The sequence below is a fragment of the Streptomyces sp. NPDC018045 genome (genome assembly GCF_044327445.1).
Taxonomy (GTDB): domain Bacteria; phylum Actinomycetota; class Actinomycetes; order Streptomycetales; family Streptomycetaceae; genus Streptomyces.
Genome location: NZ_JBIRFL010000005.1, coordinates 1 through 23,364, shown reverse-complemented (window position 1 = coordinate 23,364; position 23,364 = coordinate 1). Strand labels below are relative to the sequence as shown.

General features: G+C 71.6%; 22 protein-coding genes, 1 rRNA gene and 1 pseudogene. 4 read left to right on the top strand and 20 right to left on the bottom strand.

Annotated features, from left to right (window positions below):
* Window positions 1-4: 4 nt before the first annotated feature.
* The 12 genes and pseudogenes from ACH4EB_RS13790 to ACH4EB_RS13735 form a co-directional block, all read right to left on the bottom strand.
* Window positions 5-214, bottom strand: a pseudogene (locus ACH4EB_RS13790) (AAA family ATPase); the annotation flags it as partial.
* Window positions 215-293: 79 nt separating this feature from the next.
* On the bottom strand, window positions 294-827 hold the full coding sequence (locus tag ACH4EB_RS13785) for a GNAT family N-acetyltransferase (protein WP_398347655.1): 534 nt from the start codon (window positions 825-827) through the stop codon (window positions 294-296).
* Window positions 824-1,408: a helix-turn-helix domain-containing protein gene (locus ACH4EB_RS13780; protein ID WP_398347654.1), complete on the bottom strand. Its 585-nt coding sequence runs from the start codon at window positions 1,406-1,408 to the stop codon at window positions 824-826. Before ACH4EB_RS13780 ends, ACH4EB_RS13785 begins: the two co-directional genes overlap by 4 nt.
* Window positions 1,409-1,604: 196 nt before the next feature.
* Window positions 1,605-2,417 carry a S1 family peptidase gene (locus ACH4EB_RS13775; RefSeq protein WP_398347653.1) on the bottom strand — a complete coding sequence of 271 codons (813 nt, stop codon included), beginning with the start codon at window positions 2,415-2,417 and terminating at the stop codon, window positions 1,605-1,607.
* Window positions 2,418-2,716: 299 nt separating this feature from the next.
* Window positions 2,717-3,529, bottom strand: coding sequence for a serine protease (locus ACH4EB_RS13770; RefSeq protein ID WP_398347652.1), 813 nt, complete (start codon window positions 3,527-3,529; stop codon window positions 2,717-2,719).
* Window positions 3,530-3,780: 251 nt separating this feature from the next.
* A complete protein-coding gene (locus ACH4EB_RS13765; RefSeq protein ID WP_398347651.1) occupies window positions 3,781-4,707 on the bottom strand; it encodes an MBL fold metallo-hydrolase in 927 nt (308 codons plus the stop codon).
* 77 nt (window positions 4,708-4,784) lie between these two features.
* Window positions 4,785-5,729 (bottom strand): hypothetical protein, encoded by a 945-nt coding sequence (locus tag ACH4EB_RS13760; protein WP_398347650.1) that lies wholly within the window; start codon window positions 5,727-5,729, stop codon window positions 4,785-4,787.
* Between the two features lie 101 nt (window positions 5,730-5,830).
* Complete coding sequence (gene hemB, locus ACH4EB_RS13755; protein WP_398347649.1) at window positions 5,831-6,826, bottom strand: porphobilinogen synthase; 996 nt, start codon at window positions 6,824-6,826, stop codon at window positions 5,831-5,833.
* Window positions 6,823-8,472 (bottom strand): uroporphyrinogen-III synthase, encoded by a 1,650-nt coding sequence (locus ACH4EB_RS13750; protein ID WP_398347648.1) that lies wholly within the window; start codon window positions 8,470-8,472, stop codon window positions 6,823-6,825. Before ACH4EB_RS13750 ends, hemB begins: the two co-directional genes overlap by 4 nt.
* A complete protein-coding gene (gene hemC, locus ACH4EB_RS13745; protein ID WP_398347647.1) occupies window positions 8,469-9,446 on the bottom strand; it encodes a hydroxymethylbilane synthase in 978 nt (325 codons plus the stop codon). Before hemC ends, ACH4EB_RS13750 begins: the two co-directional genes overlap by 4 nt.
* Window positions 9,443-10,882: a glutamyl-tRNA reductase gene (locus tag ACH4EB_RS13740; RefSeq protein ID WP_398347645.1), complete on the bottom strand. Its 1,440-nt coding sequence runs from the start codon at window positions 10,880-10,882 to the stop codon at window positions 9,443-9,445. The genes hemC and ACH4EB_RS13740 overlap by 4 nt, the downstream gene beginning before the upstream one ends.
* On the bottom strand, window positions 10,879-11,718 hold the full coding sequence (locus tag ACH4EB_RS13735) for a redox-sensing transcriptional repressor Rex (RefSeq protein WP_398347644.1): 840 nt from the start codon (window positions 11,716-11,718) through the stop codon (window positions 10,879-10,881). Before ACH4EB_RS13735 ends, ACH4EB_RS13740 begins: the two co-directional genes overlap by 4 nt.
* A 389-nt stretch (window positions 11,719-12,107) precedes the next feature.
* Between ACH4EB_RS13735 and ACH4EB_RS13730 the strand changes: the two genes are divergently transcribed.
* From ACH4EB_RS13730 to ACH4EB_RS13715, 4 genes are all read left to right on the top strand, one after another.
* Window positions 12,108-12,386 carry a glutaredoxin family protein gene (locus tag ACH4EB_RS13730; protein WP_398347643.1) on the top strand — a complete coding sequence of 93 codons (279 nt, stop codon included), beginning with the start codon at window positions 12,108-12,110 and terminating at the stop codon, window positions 12,384-12,386.
* A 329-nt stretch (window positions 12,387-12,715) separates the two neighbouring features.
* Window positions 12,716-13,603 (top strand): HAD family hydrolase, encoded by an 888-nt coding sequence (locus tag ACH4EB_RS13725; RefSeq protein WP_398348101.1) that lies wholly within the window; start codon window positions 12,716-12,718, stop codon window positions 13,601-13,603.
* Window positions 13,604-14,331: 728 nt separating this feature from the next.
* Complete coding sequence (locus tag ACH4EB_RS13720; protein ID WP_398347642.1) at window positions 14,332-15,114, top strand: ECF subfamily RNA polymerase sigma factor, BldN family; 783 nt, start codon at window positions 14,332-14,334, stop codon at window positions 15,112-15,114.
* Between the two features lie 484 nt (window positions 15,115-15,598).
* Complete coding sequence (locus ACH4EB_RS13715; protein ID WP_398347641.1) at window positions 15,599-16,825, top strand: DUF5667 domain-containing protein; 1,227 nt, start codon at window positions 15,599-15,601, stop codon at window positions 16,823-16,825.
* 170 nt (window positions 16,826-16,995) lie between these two features.
* Here the strand turns inward: ACH4EB_RS13715 and ACH4EB_RS13710 are convergent, their stop codons facing one another.
* The 8 genes from ACH4EB_RS13710 to rrf all read right to left on the bottom strand — a co-directional run bounded on the left by ACH4EB_RS13710 (window position 16,996) and on the right by rrf (window position 23,216).
* Window positions 16,996-18,000 carry a lysophospholipid acyltransferase family protein gene (locus ACH4EB_RS13710; RefSeq protein WP_398347640.1) on the bottom strand — a complete coding sequence of 335 codons (1,005 nt, stop codon included), beginning with the start codon at window positions 17,998-18,000 and terminating at the stop codon, window positions 16,996-16,998.
* Window positions 18,001-18,014: 14 nt separating this feature from the next.
* Window positions 18,015-19,064, bottom strand: coding sequence for an NAD-dependent epimerase/dehydratase family protein (locus ACH4EB_RS13705; RefSeq protein WP_398347638.1), 1,050 nt, complete (start codon window positions 19,062-19,064; stop codon window positions 18,015-18,017).
* 377 nt (window positions 19,065-19,441) lie between these two features.
* Window positions 19,442-19,540, bottom strand: coding sequence for a 30S ribosomal protein bS22 (locus ACH4EB_RS13700; protein WP_003948845.1), 99 nt, complete (start codon window positions 19,538-19,540; stop codon window positions 19,442-19,444).
* Between the two features lie 119 nt (window positions 19,541-19,659).
* Entirely contained in the window at window positions 19,660-19,869 is a 210-nt protein-coding gene (locus ACH4EB_RS13695; protein ID WP_014144137.1) for a helix-turn-helix domain-containing protein, read from the bottom strand.
* A 128-nt stretch (window positions 19,870-19,997) separates the two neighbouring features.
* Window positions 19,998-20,798, bottom strand: a complete 801-nt coding sequence (locus ACH4EB_RS13690) for a phosphatase (protein ID WP_398348100.1) — start codon at window positions 20,796-20,798, stop codon at window positions 19,998-20,000.
* 256 nt (window positions 20,799-21,054) lie between these two features.
* On the bottom strand, window positions 21,055-22,236 hold the full coding sequence (locus tag ACH4EB_RS13685) for an acetoin utilization protein AcuC (RefSeq protein WP_398347637.1): 1,182 nt from the start codon (window positions 22,234-22,236) through the stop codon (window positions 21,055-21,057).
* A 106-nt stretch (window positions 22,237-22,342) separates the two neighbouring features.
* Window positions 22,343-22,996, bottom strand: a complete 654-nt coding sequence (locus ACH4EB_RS13680) for an HAD family hydrolase (protein WP_398347635.1) — start codon at window positions 22,994-22,996, stop codon at window positions 22,343-22,345.
* 103 nt (window positions 22,997-23,099) lie between these two features.
* A 5S ribosomal RNA gene (rrf, locus tag ACH4EB_RS13675) occupies window positions 23,100-23,216 on the bottom strand.
* Between the last annotated feature and the right edge of the window lie 148 nt (window positions 23,217-23,364).

The following is a 23,364-nucleotide window of genomic DNA, read 5'->3' as shown; positions in this document are numbered from 1 at the left end:
CCCCCGCTCCCCCATCGCTCGCTGCCCAGGCCCTCACCTCGGGCACCTGAGCCCTGTTGGCGGGCGAGTGCGTCGCCACGATGAACTGGGTCCGGGCGGAGGCCTCTCGCAACCGCTCCACGATCAGTTCGAGCGCTTGTGGATGCGGGCCGTGGTCAATCTCCTCGACGCAGGTGCGTGCGGGAGGATGCGGGTCATCAAGCATGGCCGGCAGAACAGCCCGGTGTCCCACCGAGGCGGGCATCGCGGCCCCGGGCCAACGGGGACGAATGCCGCCGAGCAGCACGCCCGCCCTACCCCACCTCCTTGTAGAAGAACGTGCAGTCCCGCAGCTCTCCCTCCGGGTTCGCCGCGTAGGCGGGGACCGTGCCGTACGGGGTCCAGCCGGTGCGGCGGTACAGGTGGTCCGCCGGGCCGGCGGTTTCCGTGTCGAGGAGCAGGAGGCGGAAGCCGGAGCGGACGGCGGCCTGTTCGGCCGTGGTGAGAAGGGCCCGGCCGAGGCCCTGGCCGCGTGCGGAGCGGTGCACGACGAGTTTGATGATCTCCGCGCGGTGGCGGGCGGCCGGTTTCCGTGGGTGGGCGAGACCGATCGTGCCCGTGATGCCTTCGGGGCCCTCCGCCACCCAGATGTCGAGGGTGCCGTCGGCTACGGCGGGACGCTGCGCCCGCCACCAGGCTGCCGCCGCTTCGTGGGGGAAGGGGGCCACGAATCCGACGGAGGCGCCGCCGGCGACGGAGTCGGTGAGGAGTTCGGCCAGCTCCGGGACGCTCCGGTCGAACATGGCGGCAGAGAGACGGGTGATGGTGAAGGTGCCGGCACAGTTCATGGGAGGACCACCAGCAGGACGTACCGGGCGGGGGTGGGGCCCGTGCAGCGGAAACGGGTGGGGCCCCAGAGGCGGAACCGCAGGCAGTCGCCCGGGGCGAGGATGTGCGCCGCGCCGCCCGTGGTCACCTCCAGCCGGCCGTCGAGCAGCCAGATGTGCTGCTCCAGGCCGGGTACGGGTGGCGGGCTGTCGTAGGCGATGTCGGCACCGGGGCGCAGGACGCCTTCGACGACCTCGCCCTGGAGGTTGGGGTGGGGCGGCGAGACCGACCGCCGGGTGAAGCCGGAGGACTCGTCGTGCCAGACGGACTGCGCCTCGGCGCGCACGAGTTGGGGCGGCTCGGCCTCGATCTCGGCCAGCAGCCGGGACATCGGCCGCCCGTAGGCCGCGCACAGCCGGGACAGCAGCGCGGCGGTGGGGCTGATCTCGGCCCGTTCCAGACGCGAGAGAGTCGACCGGCTCACCTCCGCACGCCGGGCCAGGTCGTCGAGCGACCAGCCCCGCTCCGTACGCAACTCCGCCAGCCGGGCGGCGAGTCGGGACTCCATCGGGTCGTCGGCAGACGCGCCTTCGCCTCTCATGAATGGGAATCTATCCCGGATATGAGAGGCGGGGAAGGGGACGCCGCGCGGGAGGCGGACCGAAGGCCCGTACCGGAGCGGCCGACCGGCGTAGCCCCGGGCCCCGGTCGCAGTCCCGCCGCCGCGCCAGACACACGGCGGCGCCCCGGACCGTGCCTGCGCCCCGAACCGCACGGGCGGTCCGGGGCGCGTCCGTTCAGCTCGCCGTCAGCTTGTCGGCGGCCTTTTCGATCTGGGCGGAGAAGGCGCTCACCTTGGTGTAGACGCCGGGCTTGCCGGGCCGCGCGCAGCCCTCGCCCCAACTGGTGATACCGACCTGGACCCAGTCGCCGTCCTCGTCGCGGCGGAACATCGGGCCGCCGGAGTCACCCTGGCAGGTGTCGACGCCGCCCTCCGCCACGAAGCCGGCGCAGAGTTCCTCGCCCGGGGTCAGCAGGTCGCCGTATGCCTGCTTGCAGGCGGTCATGTTCACGAAGGGGACCTTGGCCTTGCGCAGGTAGCGCTGCTGTGCGCCGCCTTCCCGACTGGCACCCCAGCCGGCGATGGTGAACTTGCCGCGGTCGAACGTACCGTCCTCGGCGAGATGCAGCGTCTCCTGGTTCTTGATGGGCGTGGCCAGCTTGATCAGCGCCCAGTCCTTGCCCTTGCCGTTGTACCCGGGGGCCTGCGCGACCTCGGTGGACTTCACCTTGATCGCCTTGGGGCTCTGGAGGTCCACCACACCCGCGGTGACGGTGATGGACGTGTTGGGGCCGCTGCCGTCCACGCAGTGCGCGGCGGTCAGCACGACGTCCTCCCGGATGAGGGAGCCACCGCAGCCCATCGAGAGCCGGACCATGAACGGGAACTCGCCCTGCGCGGCGGGCGGCCCGCCGATGATCTGCTGGCCCGGGGTGGGCGACGGGGTCGGGGCGGCGCTGGCGCCGCCTGCCGACTGGAGGGCCACCGCCGCCGCCACGGCGGCACCGAGGGCTATGGATCGCTTGATACATCTCGCGGAGCGCTTCAAGGACTTTCCTCTCGCGTCGGAGGCACATCGGTCCCCAGCTTCTGCCGCGCGGCACACCGCGGCGCACCGCGGCACGGCCGGAGCGAAGCACTGCGCCGGAAGTGCGTGGTGAAACTGGAGCGTTGTGATTATGTGGACGCGCCCCAAAGATGCACAAGGTTCTGAAACCGGCCACTTCCCGAGTACGCCGACGTATCCGCATCTGCGCGGTTCGGACCAATTGGCGTACGGGTACGGGCGGGTGGGCGGCGCAGCGGCCGACGGCGGCCGGTGCGCGGCGGGCACCCGCCCGCCCGGAATCAGCGGCGGAGCTGGTCCGCCGCCTTCGCGATGGCCTGCGAGAAGGCGCTCACCCGTGTGTAGACACCGGGCTTGCCGGGCCGCGCGCAGCCGTCACCCCAGCTCGTGATGCCGACCTGCACCCACGCGCCGGCGTCGTCCTTGCGGAACATCGGGCCGCCGGAGTCGCCCTGGCAGGTGTCCACGCCGCCGGTCGCCATGATCCCGGCACAGATCTCCTCACCGGGGATGTACGCGCTGCCGTAGGCCCGCTGGCACGTGGGGGTGTCGACGAACGGCACGGTGGCCTTGCGCAGGTAGCGCTGCTGGCCGCCGCCCTCGCGGGTGGCGCCCCAGCCCGCGACGACGAAGTCGCCCTGGTCGTAACGGCCGTCCGTGGTGGTGCGCAGGGTGGGCAGGTCGATGGGACGGGCGAGCTTGATCAGCGCCCAGTCCTTGCCGGAGCCGTTGTAGCCGGGCGCCTGGAGGACCTTGGTGGACTTCACCTTGATCGCGCTGGAGCTCTGGAGGTCCACGACGCCGGCCGTGGCGGTGATGGAGGTGTTGTTGCCGCTGCCGTCCACGCAGTGCGCGGCGGTGAGCACGATGTCCTGGCGGTAGAGCGCGCCGCCGCAGCCCATGGACAGCCGCACCATGAACGGGAATTCGCCCTGCGCGGCGGGCACGCCGCCGACGACCTTCGTGCCGGGTGTGCCGCTCGACGGCGTCGGCTCACCGGCCGCGCCGGCCGCGCCGGTCTGCAGCGACAGGGCCGCCAGGGCGACCGCTGCGAGGGCGACGGATCTCTTCAGGAAATGCGCGTGACGGCTCAACGGACGTCCTCTCCCAAGGGGGTCGTGCTCCTTCGGTCACCGCCGGTCAGCGATGACCGGTTCATGCCAAGTGCACGTCGGAGGCACCCACCGGAACAGGACGTACGTGGGGGGCGGGGCACCACGACGCGGCAGAGCGTTGTGATTATGTGGACGCCACGAAGGGGGCGCCAGCCACAGAACCGGCCAATCACCTCCTGTGGGACGCAGGGATGCCGGAGGAGCCCCTGCACCCCCTCCGGCCCCCGTGTTCACCCCCTCAGCCCCTCCACCGGCTCCCACCGCACCCCCGACGCCCCCGCCTGCCCCACGCCCTCGCCCGCCCCGGCAGCCGGCACCACCCGCCCGAACTGCACGTCCGCGAAATGCATGCCGAAGCCGACCGTGCCGGGCTCGGACAGCGCGCCGAGCAGCGCGCGCCGGACGGCGACCGCCCGTACCGGGTCGGCGTCCATGCCGACGGGCCACTCGGGCCGCTCGACCTGTACGGGGGTGTGCATGGCATCGCCGAAGGCGATCAGCTTCCGCTCGGTGCCGGTGATCTCGTACGCCACGTGGCCCGGCGTGTGCCCGTACGCCTCCCGCACCCGCACGCCCGGGAAGATCTCCTCCCCGTCCTCGATCACCCGGCCGCGCGCCGCCAGCGCCGCCGCCATCGCCTCGTCCCGCCCCTGCCCGAACACGTCCGTACGGCGCGACCACTCCGGCTCGGACAGCAGGATCTCCGTAGCGGCGAACTCCTCCGTGGTCAGCCAGCCGATGTGGTCGGAGTGCAGATGGGTGAGGGCCACGGCCTCGATCTCCGCCGGGGCGCGGCCCAGCCGCGCGAGACTCTTCACCAAGGCACCGCCCACCAGCTCGGTGACCATGCCGGGCTGCGCCGGCGCCCCGTGCGGACCGATGCCCGCGTCGATCAGCACCGCCCGCCCGCCACGCTCGACCAGGAGGCCACCGAGGCCGGCCGTCAAGTTGCCCTCGGCATCGAGGTGCCGGCGATACGCGTCCCAGTCCACCGCGGTCACGGAAGGGACCCATCCGTGCGGTACGAGCCCGCCGTAGCCGTCCGGAACATAGCTCACCGTCGTCCCGCCCAGGTCGAGACGGCGGATGTCTGCTGGTCGCGTGAGTGCTGCGGAAGTCTCCATGTTGATGTCGAAGCCGAAACGCTCCGCCGGCATTCCCGGAGGTCCGCCCGCCCGGCAGACCGCTCCATCCGGCAGACCGCGCCCCCGGAAGGCGCGGCCCCGCGCCTCGGTCAGGCGGCGTAGTGCAGGGTGCCCGCCATGCCGGCCGTGCCGTTGCCGCAGACCTGGCGGTAGCGGGCGGAAAGACCGGTCACCTTGCCGTCGTCGGTGAAGTACAGGCGGTCCACGGTGAATTCGCCCCGGGCGTCCCCGCAGGAGCGGCCGTTGCCGTAGACCTCCAGGCTTGCGCCGCCCTCGGCGCCGGTGACCTGGTACGTGCGTCCGGTGGTCAGCCGCTCGCCCAGCGGCGGCCGGAACACCGCCGTCCAGTACTCCCGCTTGCCCTCGACGCCGAACTCCACGCCGCCACCATGGCTGTCCCGCAGGCTGAAGGTGCTGGTGGCGCCGGTGTGCGTCACCGACTTGCCCTGTCCGACCCAGTCACCGGCCTCGCTCCGGTACGCGTACGACAGGGGCAGCGCGCGGTACTTGACCGTCCCCTTGAGCGGCGGCGCCGTCGCCGACTCGCAGTTCTGTGTGTACGAGGCGTCGAGCAGCGTGATGGCGCCCGTCGCGTCCGTGGCGATCTGGTCGACCGTGAACTGTCCGTACACCTCGTTGCAGCCGCGGCCGTTGCCGCCGACGTCGAGCCCCGGGGAACGGCCGGTACGGAACGCGGCCCGCTCGGCGTTGCGGTACACGCCGGGGCGGAGCTGCTCGCCCTTGGGGGCGGCGAGGTCGATGTCCCACCGTTCGTCGGCGGTGGAGACGCGGACGCGGAGTTCTCCGGCGTTCCCGGTCGAGGTGATCTTCGCGGCGGGCTCCCGGTACGTACCGGCGCGCCCCTGCCCGATGTAGTCCCCCGCCACGCTCTTGTACGTGTACGAGGTGACGGGCGCCGGCCCGGCCGCCGCGGCCGCCGGAGCGGCCGGCGCCCCGCCGAGGCCGACCGCCGCACACAACGCGATGGCGGCGCCCCCGACGGAGCGCCGCCATCTCTTCAGGCGATGTCTCATTCCCTGTACCCCTCCCTGGCGTTACGTCGCTTTTTCCTTCCCCCTTGCGGGAGTTGGGTACACCTGTGCGACGTGACAACAGCGGAGGTACGTGTGGGGAACTAGAGCTTGCGCGCGACCTCCGTGGCCCAGTAGGTCAGGATCATGTCCGCGCCCGCGCGCTTGAAGCCGGTCAGCGCCTCCAGGATCGCCGCGTCGCGGTCGATCCAGCCCTTCTCGGCGGCGGCCTCGATCATCGCGTACTCACCGGAGATCTGGTACGCGGCGACCGGCACGTCCACCGCTTCCGCGATCTTCGCCAGCACGTCCAGGTACGGCATGCCCGGCTTGACCATCACCATGTCGGCGCCCTCCTGGAGATCGAGCGCCAGCTCGCGCAGCGACTCGCGGGAGTTGCCGTAGTCCTGCTGGTAGGTCTTGCGGTCGCCCTTGAGGGACGAGCCGACCGCCTCGCGGAAGGGTCCGAAGAAGGCCGAGGCGTACTTCGCGGTGTAGGCCAGGATCGAGACGTCCTCGTGGCCGGTCTGGTCCAGCGCGTCACGGATGACGCCGATCTGGCCGTCCATCATGCCGCTCGGGCCCACCGCATGGACGCCCGCGTCCGCCTGCACCTGCGCCATCTCGGCGTAGCGCTCCAGCGTCGCGTCGTTGTCCACCCGGCCCTCGGCGTCCAGGACACCGCAGTGGCCGTGATCGGTGTACTCGTCCAGGCACAGGTCCGACATGATCACCAGGTCGTCGCCGACCTCGGCGCGCACATCGCGGATGCCCTGCTGGAGGATGCCGTCCGGGTCCGTGCCGGCCGTACCGAGCGCGTCCTTCTTCGCGTCCTCCGGCACGCCGAACAGCATGATCCCGGCGACGCCCGCCTCGACCGCCTCGACGGCGGCCTTCCGCAGCGTGTCACGGGTGTGCTGCACGACGCCCGGCATCGCGCCGATCGCCACCGGCTCGGAGATCCCCTCCCGCACGAACGCGGGCAGGATCAGGTCCGCCGGGTGCAGGCGGTGTTCGGCGACCATCCGGCGCATGGCCGGAGTGGTGCGCAGCCGGCGCGGCCGCGCGCCGGGGAAGGTGCCGTACGTACTGCTGCTCAACTGCGAGCCCTCCTACGCGATCCGGGCCGGCGCTCACTGGGACGCGTGACCGGGTCACCGGCCTCCAACGCGGCATCGCGCCGCGCCGCGCCGAACTCCGCGAGCGCTTCGGCCAGCTTGTGTACCGAGGGCTCGGGCGACATGACGTCCACGCGCAGCCCGTGCTCCTCGGCGGTCTTGGCGGTGGCCGGGCCGATACAGGCGATCACGGTCACGTTGTGCGGCTTGCCGGCGATGCCGACCAGGTTGCGCACCGTCGAGGACGAGGTGAACAGCACGGCGTCGAAACCGCCGCCCTTGATCGCCTCGCGGGTCTCCTGCGGCGGCGGCGAGGCCCGTACGGTCCGGTAGGCCGTGACGTCGTCGACCTCCCAGCCCAGCTCGATCAGGCCCGCCACCAGCGTCTCGGTGGCGATGTCGGCGCGCGGCAGGAACACCCGGTCGATCGGGTCGAAGACCGGGTCGTACGGCGGCCAGTCCTCCAGCAGCCCGGCGGCGGACTGCTCGCCGGACGGTACGAGGTCGGGCTTCACGCCGAAGGCGATCAGCGCCTTGGCGGTCTGCTCGCCCACCGCGGCGACCTTGATCCCGGCGAACGCGCGGGCGTCGAGCCCGTACTCCTCGAACTTCTCCCGCACCGCCTTGACGGCGTTGACCGAGGTGAAGGCGATCCACTCGTAGCGGCCGGTGACCAGGCCCTTGACCGCGCGCTCCATCTGCTGCGGGGTGCGCGGCGGCTCCACGGCGATGGTCGGCACCTCGTGCGGCACCGCGCCGTACTCGACGAGCTGGTCGGAGAGCGAGGCGGCCTGCTCCTTGGTCCGCGGTACGAGGACGCGCCAGCCGAACAGCGGCTTGTTCTCGAACCACGAGAGCTGGTCGCGCCGGGCCGCGGCACCGCGCTCACCGACCACGGCTATGACCGGCTGCCCGCCGTCCGCCGACGGCAGCACCTTCGCGGCCTTCAGGACCTGGGCGACCGAACCGAGGGTCGCGTTCCAGGTGCGCTGGCGTGTCGTCGTACCGGCGACGGTGACCGTCATCGGCGTGTCGGGCTTGCGGCCGGCGGAGACCAGCTCACCGGCGGCCGCGGCCACCGAGTCCAGCGAGGTGGACACGACGGCGGTCGCGTCGCTGGAGCCCACCTCCGTCCAGCAGCGCTCGTCGGCGGTGCGCGCGTCGATGAACCGCACGTCCGTGCCGTCCGCGTCGCGCAGCGGCACACCGGCGTACGCGGGCACGCCGACCGCGGCGGCGATGCCGGGCACGACCTCGAAGACGACGCCCTCGGAGGCGCACGCCAGCATCTCCTCGGCGACATGGGCGTCCAGCCCGGGGTCACCGGACACCGCACGCACCACCCGCTTGCCGGTGCGCACAGCCGACATGACAAGATTGGTGGTGTCCCTAAGCGCGGGGACTCCAGCGGTGGTTGACGCCTCGTCAGCCGTCGGCTGCTGGGGCGTGTCCACATGCGGCCGCGCATGCGCGCGGATGACGTCGAGCACCTGCGGGTCGGCGATCAGCACATCGGCGCGCGCCAGTGCCTCGACGGCACGCAGCGTCAGCAGGCCCGGATCTCCGGGACCGGCGCCGATGAAGGTGACCTGTCCGGCGGCAGGGTGGTTCGGGGCGGTGGGGCTCAAAGTGCTCGCTCCCCCATAAGACCGGCCGCACCCTTCGCGAGCATCTCGGCGGCGAGTTCGCGCCCCATGTTCACGGGGGTCGCCGCGTCGCCGAGAGAGGCGGGTACGTGTCCGGTGGTGGACAGCTGCACCAGCGTCGAGCCGTCGGTCGTGCCGACGACGCCACGCAGGCGCATTTCGGTGACAGCCTGCCCGCCGGCCTGCAGGTCGGCCAGCGCACCCACAGGTGCGGAGCAGCCGGCCTCCAGGGCGGCGAGCAGGGAACGCTCGGCCGTCACGGCGGCCCGGGTGAACGGGTCGTCGAGCTCGGCGAGCTGGGCGGCGAGCTGCGCGTTGTGCGCGGCGCACTCCACCGCCAGGGCCCCCTGACCGGGGGCGGGCAAAACCAGGTCGGGCGACAGGTGTTCCGTCGCCTCCTCGATCCGGCCGATCCGGGACAGCCCGGCCGCGGCCAGCACGACCGCGTCCAGTTCGCCCTTCTCGACGTAACCGATGCGGGTGTCGATGTTCCCGCGGATCGATACGGTCTCCACCCGCCGGCCCAGCGAACGCGCCCAGGCGTTGAGCTGAGCCATGCGGCGCGGCGACCCCGTACCCACCCGGGCACCGTCCGGCAGCTCCTCGAAGGTCAGACCGTCGCGGGCCACCAGCACGTCGCGCGGGTCCTCGCGCGGCGGTACGGCGGCCAGCGCCAGGTCGTCGGGCTGCGCGGTCGGCAGGTCCTTCAGCGAGTGCACGGCGAAGTCGATCGTCCCGTCGAGCAGCGCGTCGCGCAGCGCGGAGACGAACACACCGGTGCCGCCTATCTGGGCCAGATGCTCCCGCGAGGTGTCGCCGTACGTGGTGATCTCCACCAGTTCGACGGGGCGGCCGGTCAGCTCGCGCACCGCCTCGGCGACCATGCCGGACTGGGCCATGGCGAGCTTGCTGCGCCGCGTCCCCAGCCGCAGGGTCCGTGGATTGCTGTCAGTCATGCCCGCTCCCGTGCTGTGTGCGAGCCGTCGGCCCGCGTGTCGGCCCGGCTGACGGCGGCAACCGTCTGCGGGTCGAGATCGAAGAGTTCTCGCAGCGCGTCCGCGTAACCGGCGCCGCCGGGTTCGCTGGCGAGCTGCTTGACCCGCACGGTGGGCGCGTGCAGGAGTTTGTCGACGACCCGGCGCACGGTCTGGGTGATCTCCGCGCGCTGCTTGTCGTCGAGGTCGGGGAGGCGGCCGTCCAGCCGGGCGATCTCACTCGCCACGACGTCGGCCGCCATGGTGCGCAGCGCGACCACCGTCGGCGTGATGTGCGCGGCCCGCTGCGCGGCGCCGAACGCGGTCACCTCGTCGGAGACGATGCCGCGCACCCGGTCCACGTCGGCCGCCATCGGAGCGTCCGCGGACGCGTCGGCGAGGGACTCGATGTCGACGAGGCGCACGCCTTCGGCCCGGTGGGCGGCGGCGTCGATGTCCCGCGGCATGGCGAGGTCGAGCAGCGCCAGCTCGGGCGCCGGCGCGACGGCGCTGCCGGCGCCGCCCGCGGTACCGGCGTACCCGTCACCGGCCGCGATGCGGGCGGCGCGGGTCTCGGCGGCGGCCACGATCGCGTCGCCGGTCAGGACCAGGCCGGTGGCGCCGGTGCAGGAGACCACGACGTCGGCCAGGGCCAGCTCGGACTGGACGGCGGGCATCGGGACGGCGCGGGCGGTCAGCCCGCTCAGCGCGCCCGCCGAGCCCGGCTCGGTCAGCACCCGCGTCAGCCGCTCGGCGCGCTCCACCGTCCGGTTGGCCACGGCCAGTTCGCTCACCCCGGCCCGTACGAGCGTGGTGGCGGCCAGCGAGGACATCGAGCCGGCGCCGATGACCAGGGCCCGCTTGCCCCGGGCCCACTCGGCGACGTCAATACCGCCGGCCAACTGCTCCAGGCCGAAGGTGACCAGCGACTGGCCCGCCTTGTCGATACCGGTCTCGCTGTGGGCGCGCTTGCCGACCCGCAGCGCCTGCTGGAACAGGTCGTTCAGCAGCCGGCCCGCGGTGTGCTGCTCCTGCGCGACCGCGAGGGCGTCCTTGATCTGGCCGAGGATCTGGCCCTCGCCCACGACCATCGAGTCCAGGCCGCAGGCCACCGAGAAGAGGTGGTGGACGGCCCGGTCCTCGTAGTGCACGTACAGGTAAGGGGTCAGCTCGTCCAGGCCCGCGCCGCTGTGCTTGGCCAGCAGGGTGGACAGCTCGGCGACACCGGCGTGGAACTTGTCCACGTCGGCGTACAGCTCGATGCGGTTGCAGGTGGACAGCACCGCGGCCTCGGCGGCCGGCTCGGCCGACACCGTGTCCTGGAGCAGCTTGCCGCGCGCCTCGGGGGCGATGGCGGCGTGCTCCAGCACGCTCACGGGGGCACTGCGGTGGCTGAGTCCGACAACGAGGAGACTCATGCCGGCATCACGGCGGGCACGTCCCCGTCGGGTCCCTTGCGGTCGGACTGCCCGGTGGGGGCGTCCGCCGCGGGGGCGGACTTGGCGGCCTCGCGCACCTCGCGCACGGCCCGCCGGGCCTCGCGCGCGGCGACGGCGCGGGCGTCGTCGGACGCGTCGTCCTGGCCCGCGTCCTCGCCCGCCTTGCGCTGCTCGTGGAAGGCCAGGATCTGCAGTTCTATCGACAGGTCGACCTTGCGCACGTCCACGCCGTCCGGGACGGTCAGTACGGTGGGCGCGAAGTTCAGGATGGAGGTGACACCGGCGGCCACGAGCCGGTCGCAGACCTGCTGGGCGGCGCCCGCGGGCGTCGCGATCACGCCGATCGAGACGCCGTTGTCCTTGATGATCTTTTCCAGCTCGTCGGTGTGCTGGACGGCGATGCCCGCCACCGGCTTGCCCGCCATCGCCGGATCGGCGTCTATGAGCGCGGCGACGCGGAACCCGCGGGAGGCGAAGCCGCCGTAGTTGGCCAGGGCGGCGCCGAGGTTGCCGATACCAACGATCACGACGGGCCAGTCCTGCGTCAGGCCCAGCTCGCGGGAGATCTGGTAGACGAGGTACTCCACGTCGTAGCCGACCCCGCGGGTGCCGTAGGAGCCGAGGTAGGAGAAGTCCTTGCGCAGCTTCGCGGAATTGACCCCCGCGGCGGCGGCGAGTTCCTCGGAGGAGACCGTGGGGACCGAGCGCTCGGAGAGCGCGGTCAGCGCGCGCAGATACAGCGGAAGCCGGGCGACGGTGGCCTCGGGAATCCCTCGGCTTCGGGTCGCCGGTCGGTGAGTTCGGCCAGTTGCCACGGTGCTCCTGCGGGTAGAGCGGGGCTCTGGACGGCCGTAGGTTTCCCGACCGCCCCGTCGACAGCAGGCTATGTCTTTGTGAACGCGTGCACAAAGATGGTGTCCGCTTTGTCCGGCCAAAGTGACCGGGGTCACGCGCCTTTTGCGCCCCTTCGCGGAACCAACTCCCCCGGCGCACCGTTCACACGTTTCGCGCCGGTAACACGGGAGCGCCGACGGCAGCACGCGCCCTCACTCCTCACCGCTATCCCCCCGGAAACCAACAAATCGCCCACCGATGGTAGTCGACTCAGGCGACTTTCCCGGCCACACGAGGACGGGCCGGAGCGCGGTGTGCGAAGCCCCGGCCGCAGCCACGCGGCGCCCCGGCCGGAGGCACAATTGCGGGCATGGCCTCCCTCTTCAGCCGCAGCGCCCGCAAGAACCCCGCCGACAGCACGGTCACCCTCATCGGCAAGCCCGGCTGCCATCTGTGCGATGTCGCACAGGAAGTGATCGAAAGAGTCTGCGCCGAGACCGGCGCCGCCTGGGAGAAGAAGGACATCACCCAGGACCAGGAGCTGTACCGCAAGTACTGGGAACAGATTCCGGTCGTCCTCGTGGACGGAGCGCAGCACGATTTCTGGCGGGTCGATCCCCAGCGGCTGCGCAAGGCCCTGGGCGCCTGACGGTACGAGCCCCCCGGCCCGGCAACGGTACGAGCCCGTCTACGCCCGGCGGACCCGGCCGCGTACGGCATCGGAACCGCCCGGCGTACGCCTCCACGGCGGCGCGCGCCCCGGCGGCCCGGCGCCGTCCCCGGGATGGCCGTAACGCACCGGTCGGCCGGTCCCCGGCCGCCGGACATCCCGCCGTAACCGGCCGCACCGAACAACCTGGCTACGCTAGCCACATGGCCCACCCGTCGTCCGCCCGCCGTCCCCGTAGGAACACCTACGGCGCGCTCCTCCCCACGGGGTGGTTCACCCGCCGTAGACGCCCCGCCACCGCACGCAGCGTGCTCGCGGGCGAAGCCGCGGCCGAGGCCGCGCGCAAGTCCTCGCTGGAAGCCGAGGCGCAGGAAGCCGCCGCCCAGGACGAGGGCGCCGAGGAGCCGGAGTTCCCGGTGGTCGGCGACACGCACGCCGCCGCCTTCTTCGACCTCGACAACACCGTCATGCAGGGCGCCTCCCTCTTCCACTTCGGACGCGGCCTGTACAAGCGGCGCTTTTTCCACAAGCGCGACCTGGCCCGCTTCGTGTGGCAGCAGATCTACTTCCGCTTCATCGGCTCGGAGAACCCCGAGCACATGGCGGACGCCCGCAACAGCGCGCTGTCGATCGTCCAGGGTCACCGCGTCTCCGAGCTGATGACCATCGGCGAGGAGATCTACGACGAGTACATGGCCGAGCGGATCTGGCCCGGCACCCGCGCCCTCGCCCAGGCCCACCTTGACGCGGGCCAGAAGGTCTGGCTGGTCACCGCCGCCCCCGTCGAGGCCGCGACGATCATCGCCCGGCGGCTCGGCCTGACCGGCGCCCTCGGCACCGTCGCCGAGTCCGTCGGCGGCGTCTACACCGGCAAGCTGGTCGGCGAGCCGCTGCACGGCCCCGCCAAGGCCGAGGCCGTACGGGCCCTGGCCGCCGCCGAGGGGCTCGACCTGGAGCGCTGCGCCGCCTACAGCGACTCCGCCAACGACATCCCGATGTTGTCCCTGGTCGGCCACCCGTACGCGGTCAACCCCGACGGGCGGCTGCGCAAGCACGCCCGCGAGCAGGGCTGGCGGCTGCGCGACTACCGGACCGGCCGCAAGGCGGTCAAGATCGGCATCCCGGCGGCCGCCGGCGTGGGCGCCCTCGCGGGCGGGGCGGCCGCGGCGGTGGCGCTTCAGCGGCGGCGCCGCTGAAGCGGTTCTTCCGGCCGGCCTGGTGCGGGTGTGGGCGTCTTCGCCGTCGGCCCGGTGTGGGCGTACGCGCCTTCACCGCCGGTCCGGTGTGGGCGCGTGTTGTGCGCGGTGGGGCCGGTGGCGGGGGGCTCGGGGCCACTCCGGGGCCACTCCGGGGTCACTCCGGGGTCACTCCTCGACATCCTTCACTCCCCGTGAAATGGGGTCCGTGAACCAGCGTGCGGACTGCCTGCGGGGAGACCCCGGAATGGCCCCGAGCCCTGGCCGGCGGGCGGCTTTCCGAGGGATGGGGCGGGGCATTCTCACCAGCCCGAGGGCCCGCCCCTGCTGGCTGCGCGCGAGGGGGCCGCTCCATCCGCGTGCAGCGCAAGGGGGCCCTTTCTCTTCCGCTTCTCTTCCGCTTCTCTTCCGCGCGGAGCGCGCCCCGGCCATCCCCGTCGCATACCCCCGCCCCACCCCGCACAGTCCCGTCACCGACGGTCCGCCACAACACGCCCCGCAACCAGGCAGATCACGTTCCTTTCTGATCAATATCTGCTCAGGATTCGATACTTGATCGGGCATGAATTCGTAACGGACCAGAAGTAATCGATGATTTGAGCAACTGGGTGTAGCGCTGCCTGTACGAAGCGTTATTCTCCTCAGACGCAAACCGGTACCCACGCGTCCCTACGACGGGTGAACGGTCCCGCACTGCACGTGATGGAAGCTCTGCCTCTGGGAGTCCCGTGTACCCACACGTCGGGGTTGACGCCTCGGGCCTGGCTACGCTGCGTACGACACTCGTCGACCACCTGCGCAGTTTTGTCCCCACCGCGATCGCCGTCCCCGCATTCGCCACAGCCACCCCCGCCGGTTCCTGCTATGCCCTGGCCGACGGGAGCACCACCACAGTCGGCAAGACCGGCGGCAGAACCCGCCGCGGCGCGGGCTCGCCCGCCGCCCGGCGCCCCGCCGACAGCGACAGCCGCCGCATGATGGACCTCGTCGAGCGCGCCCAGGCCGGCGAGGCAGAGGCGTTCGGCCGGCTCTACGACCAGTACGCCGACACGGTCTACCGCTACATCTACTACCGGGTGGGCGGCCGGGCCACGGCCGAGGATCTGACCAGTGAGACGTTCCTGCGCGCCCTGCGCCGCATCGGCACCTTCACCTGGCAGGGCCGTGACTTCGGCGCCTGGCTGGTCACGATCGCCCGCAACCTGGTCGCCGACCACTTCAAGTCGTCGCGTTTCCGCCTGGAGGTCACCACCGGTGAGATGCTCGACGCCAACGAGGTCGAGCGCAGCCCCGAGGACTCGGTCCTGGAGTCCCTGTCCAACGCGGCGCTCCTGGAAGCCGTCCGCAAGCTCAACCCGCAGCAGCAGGAGTGCGTGACGCTGCGCTTTCTCCAGGGCCTGTCGGTCGCGGAGACCGCCCGCGTCATGGGGAAGAACGAGGGCGCCATCAAGACGCTCCAGTACCGGGCCGTACGGACCCTGGCGCGGCTGCTCCCGGACGACGCCCGCTGACCGCCGCCACGGCGCACGGACCGCGACCCCGGCCGCCTGCCGCACCCCGGTCCCCACCAGCGTCCCCGTACCCACTGCGCGTCCGCCTGCCTCACCGCCCCGGGCCGTCCGCTCCGGCCCACCCGCCAGGACTAACGCTTGGACCACCGCCCCGATCGCCTGAATCTCCCGGACCGGCATTGACGGCCACACCTCCCGTACGGCGCCCGGTGCGTCGTCCGCGCCCCGTGACACGCCCGGCGCGGATCTTCGCGGGAACCGACTGTGCGTGATCGTTCGTGACCGTTCCGTCAGATCATCGTGAGTGCGTAACCCAACTGCCGCGGCGCTCGTTGTGCAGAACGCAGGCTCCCTGCGGTCGCGCCATGCCCGCGCCTTCTCACTCGATCGAGTGGACGCGAGCAAGGCGTGCAACCTTCCGGCCCGTCTGGATAGTCAAGCCAGTCCGGGGAGTCGAGCGGGATGACGAGAGGAGGTGCCGCCCGTGATCGCGAACGTATCGGTGCACCGGCGGGCTAACGCCTTCGCCCAGGCCCTGGAGGATCAGGTCCTTCCGGGCGCGGCGGCCGAGGACGAGGTCGGCACACCGGCGGAAGCGTGCGGAGAAACAAGGCTGTTGGCGGTCGCCGACACCCTCGGAGAACTCCCCAAGCCGGAGTTGGACCCCGAGGTCAAGACTGTCCACCGGGCCCAGCTCATCGCGGCGATGGAGGCGGCCTTCGCCGAAAGCGGCGCGTCCGACGGCTCCCGGGTGCCGCAGCAGCGCGGGACGCGCGGCGCGCACCGCGCGGCGAAGTCCCTGGGACGGCTGCGCCCCCGGTCGCGGCTGTCGAAGGGGCTCGCGGCGGGCGGTCTGACGGTGGGCGTCGCGGCCGGCGCCTTCAGCGGCGTCGCCGCCGCCAGCTCCGACGCGCTCCCCGGCGACTCGCTGTACCCCCTCAAGCGGGGCATGGAGGACCTGAAGCTGAACCTGGCGGACGACGTGTCCGACCGCGGCCGTCTCTTCCTCGACCAGGCGTCCACCCGCATGTTCGAGGCCCACCGCCTCATGGAGCGCGTCCGCTCCGGCCCCCTCGACCATGAGTCGCTCGGCGAGATCCGCAAGGCGCTGTCCGGCGTCAAGCAGGACGCCGGCGAGGGTCACCGCCTCCTCCACGAGGAGTACGAGCGCGACGGCTCCCTCGGCCCCATCCAGACGCTCAACTCGTTCACGAAGTCGCACCGCGACAGTTGGAGCCGGCTGCGCGATCGCCTGCCCGCCCAGTTGACGGACGTGCGCGACGAGGTCAGCTCGGTCTTCGACGCCATAGACGAAGAGGTCGGCCCGCTGCGCTCCCTGCTGCCCAAGAACCCGGGCACCGAGAGCCACCGGGAGAGCGCCCCCGAGGCCCCCGCGCCGGGCACCCCCCAGGGCCGTACGGACCATCCGGCACCGTCCGGGAAGAGCGCCTCCACGTCCGGCGAGGCCGCCGGCTCGCACGCGCCGCGGAAACCACCGGCCTCGTCCCCGTCCCACGAGGACGAGGGCCTGCTCGGCGGCAGCACGGGCGGCCTGCTCGACCCGCCCGCCGACGACGGCACCCCGGAGCCGGACGGCAAGGGCTCCGGCAAGGCCAAGGAGACGCCGCACGAGCCGGACGTCACCATCCCGCCGCTGCTCCCCGGGCTGCTGCCGGACATCGGTCTCGACGGCAAGAATCCGCTGGGCTGACCACACGCGTCGGGCCACCACCCGACACACGCGTGCCCCGACGCCCCGGTGCCACCCACACGGCGCCGGGGCGTCGCGCGTAACCACGGGCCGCCCCCGGCCCGCGCGGTCCCGCAGCAGGTCACCGGTCCTTCAGCGGATCAGCGCCCCTCCAGCAGACCGGCGGTCCCTCAGAAGAACACCGACCGCCGCTGCACCAGCAGCTTGTACAGCGTGTGCTGGATCGTCTCCCGCACCTGGTCCGTCAGGTTGAACATGAGCATCGGGTCGTCCGCCGCCTCCGCCGGATAGCCGTCCGTCGGGATCGGCTCTCCGAACTGGATCGTCCACTTCGTCGGCAGCGGCACCAGACCCAGCGGCCCGAACCACGGGAAGGTCGGCGTCAGCGGGAAGTACGGAAAGCCCAGCACCCGCGCCAGCGTCTTGGCGTCCCCGATCTTCGGGTAGATCTCCTCGGCGCCCACGATCGAGCACGGCACGATCGGCACCCCGGCCCGCAGCGCGGTGGAGACGAACCCGCCGCGCCCGAACCGCTGGAGCTTGTAGCGGTCCGCGAAAGGCTTGCCGATGCCCTTGAAGCCCTCCGGCATCACCCCCACGACCTCGCCGCGCTCCAGCAGCCGCTGGGCGTCCTCGGCGCAGGCGAGCGTGTGCCCGGCCTTGCGCGCCAGCTCGTTGATGACCGGCAGCACGAAGACCAGGTCGGCCGCGAGCAGCCGCAGGTGCCGGTCGGCGGGGTGGTGGTCGTGCACCGCGACCTGGAGCATCAGCCCGTCCAGGGGCAGCGTCCCGGAGTGGTTGGCGACGATCAGCGCGCCGCCGTCCGCCGGGATGTTCTCGATGCCCTTGACCTCGACCCGGAAGTACTTCTCGTACAGGGGCCGCAGCACCGACATCAGGACCTGGTCGGTCAGCTCCTCGTCGTAACCGAAGTCGTCGACCTCGTACTCACCGGTGAGCCGTCGGCGCAGGAAACGCAGGCCGCCGGCGATCCGCTGCTCCAGGGACGCCCCCGGCGCCCCCGGCGGCCCGCCCGCCGCCTGCTCCCGCCCGCCTTGGCGCCGGGGCTCCGGTACGGGCGTCAGCGACGTACGGCGGCCTCCGCGGCCCGGCCGCTTCGCCTTCCTGCGCGACCGGGGCTCCTCGCCGAAGGGAATGACCTTGGCGTCCGCCATCGTGGGTGAACTCCTCACTGGGTCGGGCCGCTGCGTGCGGGCAGCACGGCGGCGAGCCGGTCGACGGTACGGGCGAGGGTCTCGGGCGGCAGCAGCCCGGGCCCACGGCTGCGGGCGAACTCCGCGAAGGACTCCGCCGTCGTATATTTCGGGTGAAACCCCAGTGTCTCGCGCATCTGGGTCGTCTGGACGACCCGGCCGTGCGTGAGCATCCGGATCTGCTCCGGCGAGAAGTCGGTGATGCCGACCGAGCGCAGCGCGGAGCCGGCCCAGGTGACGGTCGGCAGGAACAGCGGCAGCGTGGGCCGGCCCAGCCGCCGCGAACACTGGGAGAGCAGCAGCGTGCCGTCCCCCGCGATGTTGAAGGTGCCGCTGTTGAGCGTGCCGCGGCGCGGCTTGCCCGCGGCCAGGCACAGCGCCTCGATCGCGTCGTCCTCGTGGACGAACTGCAGCCGCGGGTCGTACCCCAGGACCGTGGGCAGTACGGGCAGCGAGAAGTACTCGGCGAGCGGCGAGTCGGCGCACGCCCCGAGGATGTTGGCGAAGCGCAGCACGCACACCGCCACGTCGGGCCGGCGCCGGGCGAAGCCGCGGACATACCCCTCGACCTCGACCGCGTCCTTCGCGAAGCCGCCGCTGGGCAGCGACTTCGGTGGTGTGGTCTCGGTGAAGACCGCGGGGTCGCGGGGCGCGGAGCCGTACACGCTGGCGCTGGACTTCACCACCAGCCGCTTGACGTGGGGTGCCTTCTGGCAGGCGCCGAGCAACTGCATGGTGCCGATGACGTTGGTCTCCTTGACCACCGCCCGGCTGCCGCGGCCGCCCAGGGGCGTGCCGTTGATGTCCATGTGGACCACCGTGTCCACATGGGTCTCGGCCAGCACTTTGGCAATGGCCGGATGCCTGATGTCGGCCTTGAGGAAATCGGCGCCGCCCAATGGGTGCTCGGGCTCTACGGCGTCGACTCCGATCACCCGGCCGACGTCGGGGTCGCGCTGAATGCGTCGTACGAACCGGCCCCCCAGTTGCCGTGCGACTCCAGTGACGAGCACGACCTTTCCCAAGATCAGCCCTTCCTTCCCGCCCTTTGTCCCTCGCGTGAGCCGAGCTGTGCGGCCACGCTATCGGGTCGTTGTCGCGCTGTGATGACCGCGGGCTGCGCTGAGCTACATTTCAAGCCTTGGCCCGAGGTTTGCCCGTGCCGTCGGCCGACTTTTCCGCGGCCCTGGAACGGCCCGTTCTGCGCCCTCCGCGCTTTCCGCGGGACTCCGCCGGGCCCCCTTACGGGAACTCCACCGGGGCCGGAACACAGCCCCCCGCCCGGTGACGCCATCCGGGTATCCCCGCGGTCCGGCGAGTGCACCGCAAAACCGCCCCCAAACGCACCGCAGCCCCTCACCGCCTGAGCGGTGAGAGGCTGCGGAATCGCGATCAGCGTCGCTTACTTCTTGTTGCGACGCTGAACACGGGTGCGCTTGAGCAGCTTGCGGTGCTTCTTCTTGGCCATCCGCTTGCGCCGCTTCTTGATAACAGAGCCCACGACTACCCTCGCTCACTTCGTATCACTCGGTGCGGGGCGTCCGAGCCCACACTACCTACATCGGGCCAGCCTACCCGGCAACGAGCCTACGGCGTAATCCGAGGGTCACCTTGAGCCCCTCAGGCCGATTCCACCCCCACATAGGACTCACGGAGGTAGTCGTGGACCGCTTGCTCCGGGACCCGGAACGACCTCCCCACTCGGATCGCGGGCAGATGACCGCTGTGCACCAAGCGGTACACGGTCATCTTCGACACTCGCATCACCGTGGCGACTTCCGCCACGGTCAGGAACACGACCTCGTTGAGAGGCCTTTGGTCTGCAGCCATGACACACCTGAACCTTCCGCACATGACGGGCACCGGCTTCCCCTCCGGTGACTCCCCGTCGCTGTGCGCTCACTCCCCAGGTTAGGGGCGGGTGATGCGAGTGGGGAAGAGGAGCAGCGATCGGCCGCCTACTGTGACAGACACGCTCGATTGAGTACATAGCGAGTAAGCGGTCGGTAGTAATCAGACCGCACAGCGTCATCAAGCGGAACTACGGCGGACACCCGCCCCTCCGCCTGCCCGACGAACAGCGCGGGATCGTCCGTATCCGCCAGTCCGATGGCCTCAAAGCCTAGCTGACCTGCTCCGCAGACCCAGCCGTGGTCACCGATCACCAGCTCCGGGAGGGGTCCGCCGGCGTCTGCCGCGGCGTCGAGGGCGGTACGAACCGGGAGGGGGGAGTGCGTGTGCACGCCCGGCTCACCGGCGGTGCGCCGCACGCCTGGTTCGCGCATCAGCGCGACTCCCCGTACGTAGTCAAGGTTGTACGTGCGTACCCCGAATCGGGTCGCTATGTCGACACGGTGGCCATACGCCGGGGTGAGAAGGGGGCATCCCGCCGCCGACAGAGCGTCTGCCAGGCCGCCGTAGAAGCCCAGCAGCCGGTGCGGGTGGCCCGTTCCAATCAGTACCGGAGCGTGCCGGGCGGCCGCCGCGCCCAGCCGGTCCGCGAAGGCGTCGAGCCCCACCAGCGTACGGTCCGGATCAATCACATCTGGGCCGGAAGTATGTCCAGGGTCGGCCGAAACTCCACACTGCTCAGCCATCACCTGAAGCACTTCATTCACAGACCAGTCGTTCTCAGGCTCAAGACCGATCAGTACGCGCGGGTCGCCGGCCGCGAAGAGGCGGTAGCGGGTCAGGCTTTTCTCCCGCGAGGTCGCGATTGTCCCCGCGAGCCGCACTCTGACCACATACGACTTCAGCACGTCGGCGTCCGTCGCCCCGCCCCTGCCCGCACCGGTGCCCCACACGGTCCCATGCTGGCGCCCCGGGTTCCGGCCCGCGCCCGAACCGCCCGGTAGTCACACATCCGGGCGCATTGGGCCCGAAGGGACATCAGTGCGGAGGTAGGGCGTCATAGGTGCCGCCGGTGTGGGGCAGCATGCCCCGAAGGGACCGGGCACGGGCCGGGCAGCCGGGCACCGAGGCGCTCCGGGTGCGTTTCCGGAAGGTGCCGAATCCTTACGGCAGCAACCCGTGCGCGGGGAACACCGCCCGCCGCGTCGCCAGCACCGCCTGGTCCAGGCGGTCGGCCGGGTCGTACCCGGCGCCGACGAAGTCGCGCCAGCCCGTCCCGCGGCCATCCGTCATCCGGTGCGGACCACCCTGCCGCGTACGCCGGAACACCTCGTGCCGCCACTCCTCCGGCACCGGGGACGCGGGCTCGATCGGGCGCCCCGCCGCGATCGCCACCAGGTGGGTCCAGGTACGCGGTACGACATCCACCACCGCGTAGCCGCCGCCCCCCAGCGCGACCCACCGGCCGCCGGCGGTCTCGTGCGCCAGGTCGTGGCAGGCCGCCGCCACCGCCCGCTGGGCGTCCAGGCTCACCGCCAGGTGCGCGAGCGGGTCCTCGAAGTGGGTGTCGGCCCCGTGCTGCGTGACGAGGACGTCGGGCCGGAACGCCGACAGCAGCTCCGGCACCACCGCGTGGAAGGCCCGCAGCCACCCCGCGTCGCCGGTGCCGGCCGGCAGCGCCACGTTCGCCGCGCTGCCCTCGGCACCGGGCCCGCCGGTCTCCTCCGGCCATCCGGTCTGCGGGAAGAGCGTCCGGGGGTGCTCGTGCAGGGAGATCGTCAGGACCCGCGGGTCGTCCCAGAAGGCGGCCTGGACGCCGTCCCCGTGGTGCACGTCCACGTCCACGTACGCGACGCGCTCGGCGCCCAGCTCCAGCAGGCGCGCGACGGCCAGCGCCGCGTCGTTGTAGATGCAGAACCCGGCCGCGCCGCCCGGCATCGCGTGGTGAAGCCCGCCCGTGAAGTTCACCGCGTGCAGGGCCTCGCCGCGCCACACCGCCTCCGCGGCGCCCACCGACTGCCCGGCGATCAGCGCCGACGCCTCGTGCATCCCGGCGAACGCCGGGTCGTCCTCGGTGCCGATCCCGTAGGCCGGGTCGGCGGCCTTCGGGTCGGCCGAGGCCCTCCGTACGGCGTCGATGTAGTCCTCGCGGTGCACGAGCCGGAGTGTGGAGATGCCGGCGGCCTTCGCGGCCACCACTTTCACCGCGTCGGGCCCCTGGGCGAGTCCGTACGCCTCCACCAACCGCATGGTCAGCGCGAGCCGGACGGGGTCCATCGGATGGCCGGGCCCGAAGTCGTAGCCCGTTACCGCCTCGTCCCACATCAGGTGTGCACGGCCGCTCATGCCCGTCACCGTATCGGTAGGGCCGCACGGGCCCCGCGGGGCGTACGGCCGGCCTCCGCGGCCGGGGCGTGCGACAGGCGGGACGGATGCGGCTGGGCGGCCGGACTTACCCGAGCAGCGCCGGCAGTTCCTCCATGCGCGCGAAGTGCCCGGTGACGTCGGCGGCCGCGGTCAGCTTCTCCGCGGGGGTCATGGCGGTGAAGCCGTACACGTCCATGCCGGCGGCGACGGCGGCCTGGACGCCGAGCGGGCTGTCCTCGATCACCGCGCAGCGCTCGGGGGCCACTCCCATCGCGCGGGCGGCGTGCAGGAACAGGTCGGGGGCCGGCTTGCCCTTGCCGACATCCTGCGAGCTGAAGATCCACTCTTCCTCGAACCACTCGTCGAGGCCGGTCTTGCGGTGGCCGACGCGGATCCGCTCATGGCTGCCGGAGGAGGCCACGCAGTACGGCGTGCCGTCCGCCGTCAGCTTGCCCAGCACCTCGTCGACGCCGGCGACCGGCTCCAGCTCCCGCTCGAAGGCTTCGAAGACGCGCGCGTGCAGCGTGGTCTCGAAGTCCTCGGGGAGGAGCTGCCCCGTCCGCTCCTTCACGAGGTCGTGCACCCGGTGCACCGCGGCACCCATGTAGTCGCGCAGTGATTCCTCGTACGAGGTGGGGTGGCCGAGTTCCGTGAGGTAGCCGGAAAGGATGGTGTTGGAGATGGGCTCGCTGTCGACGAGCACACCGTCGTTGTCGAAGATGATGAGGTCATAACGCATCCTTCGAGCGTAAACGCCATGTCCGGCGGGGCCTAAAAACACGGGAACGCAAAAAAAGCTCCGGTCCCTGAACCAGAGGTTCAGGGACCGGAGCTGAAAAATTGTTCGGCGGCGTCCTACTCTCCCACAGGGTCCCCCCTGCAGTACCATCGGCGCTGAAAGGCTTAGCTTCCGGGTTCGAAATGTAACCGGGCGTTTCCCTAACGCTATGACCACCGAAACACTATGAAGATGAACTCCAGCCGGCAAGGCGAGTTCGTTACTTCAGAACTAACACAGTGGACGCGAGCAACTGAGGACAAGCCCTCGGCCTATTAGTACCAGTCAACTCCACCCGTTACCAGGCTTCCATATCTGGCCTATCAACC

Bases quoted from the DNA above. Each gene is read 5' to 3' on its own strand.
- ACH4EB_RS13785 (WP_398347655.1), bottom strand. From the start codon at position 827: ATGAACTGTGCCGGCACCTTCACCATCACCCGTCTCTCTGCCGCCATG.
- ACH4EB_RS13780 (WP_398347654.1), bottom strand. From the start codon at position 1,408: ATGAGAGGCGAAGGCGCGTCTGCCGACGACCCGATGGAGTCCCGACTC.
- ACH4EB_RS13765 (WP_398347651.1), bottom strand. From the start codon at position 4,707: ATGCCGGCGGAGCGTTTCGGCTTCGACATCAACATGGAGACTTCCGCA.
- ACH4EB_RS13760 (WP_398347650.1), bottom strand. From the start codon at position 5,729: ATGAGACATCGCCTGAAGAGATGGCGGCGCTCCGTCGGGGGCGCCGCC.
- hemC (WP_398347647.1), bottom strand. From the start codon at position 9,446: ATGACTGACAGCAATCCACGGACCCTGCGGCTGGGGACGCGGCGCAGC.
- ACH4EB_RS13740 (WP_398347645.1), bottom strand. From the start codon at position 10,882: ATGAGTCTCCTCGTTGTCGGACTCAGCCACCGCAGTGCCCCCGTGAGC.
- ACH4EB_RS13730 (WP_398347643.1), top strand. From the start codon at position 12,108: ATGGCCTCCCTCTTCAGCCGCAGCGCCCGCAAGAACCCCGCCGACAGC.
- ACH4EB_RS13710 (WP_398347640.1), bottom strand. From the start codon at position 18,000: ATGGCGGACGCCAAGGTCATTCCCTTCGGCGAGGAGCCCCGGTCGCGC.
- ACH4EB_RS13695 (WP_014144137.1), bottom strand. From the start codon at position 19,869: ATGGCTGCAGACCAAAGGCCTCTCAACGAGGTCGTGTTCCTGACCGTG.
- ACH4EB_RS13685 (WP_398347637.1), bottom strand. From the start codon at position 22,236: ATGAGCGGCCGTGCACACCTGATGTGGGACGAGGCGGTAACGGGCTAC.
- ACH4EB_RS13680 (WP_398347635.1), bottom strand. From the start codon at position 22,996: ATGCGTTATGACCTCATCATCTTCGACAACGACGGTGTGCTCGTCGAC.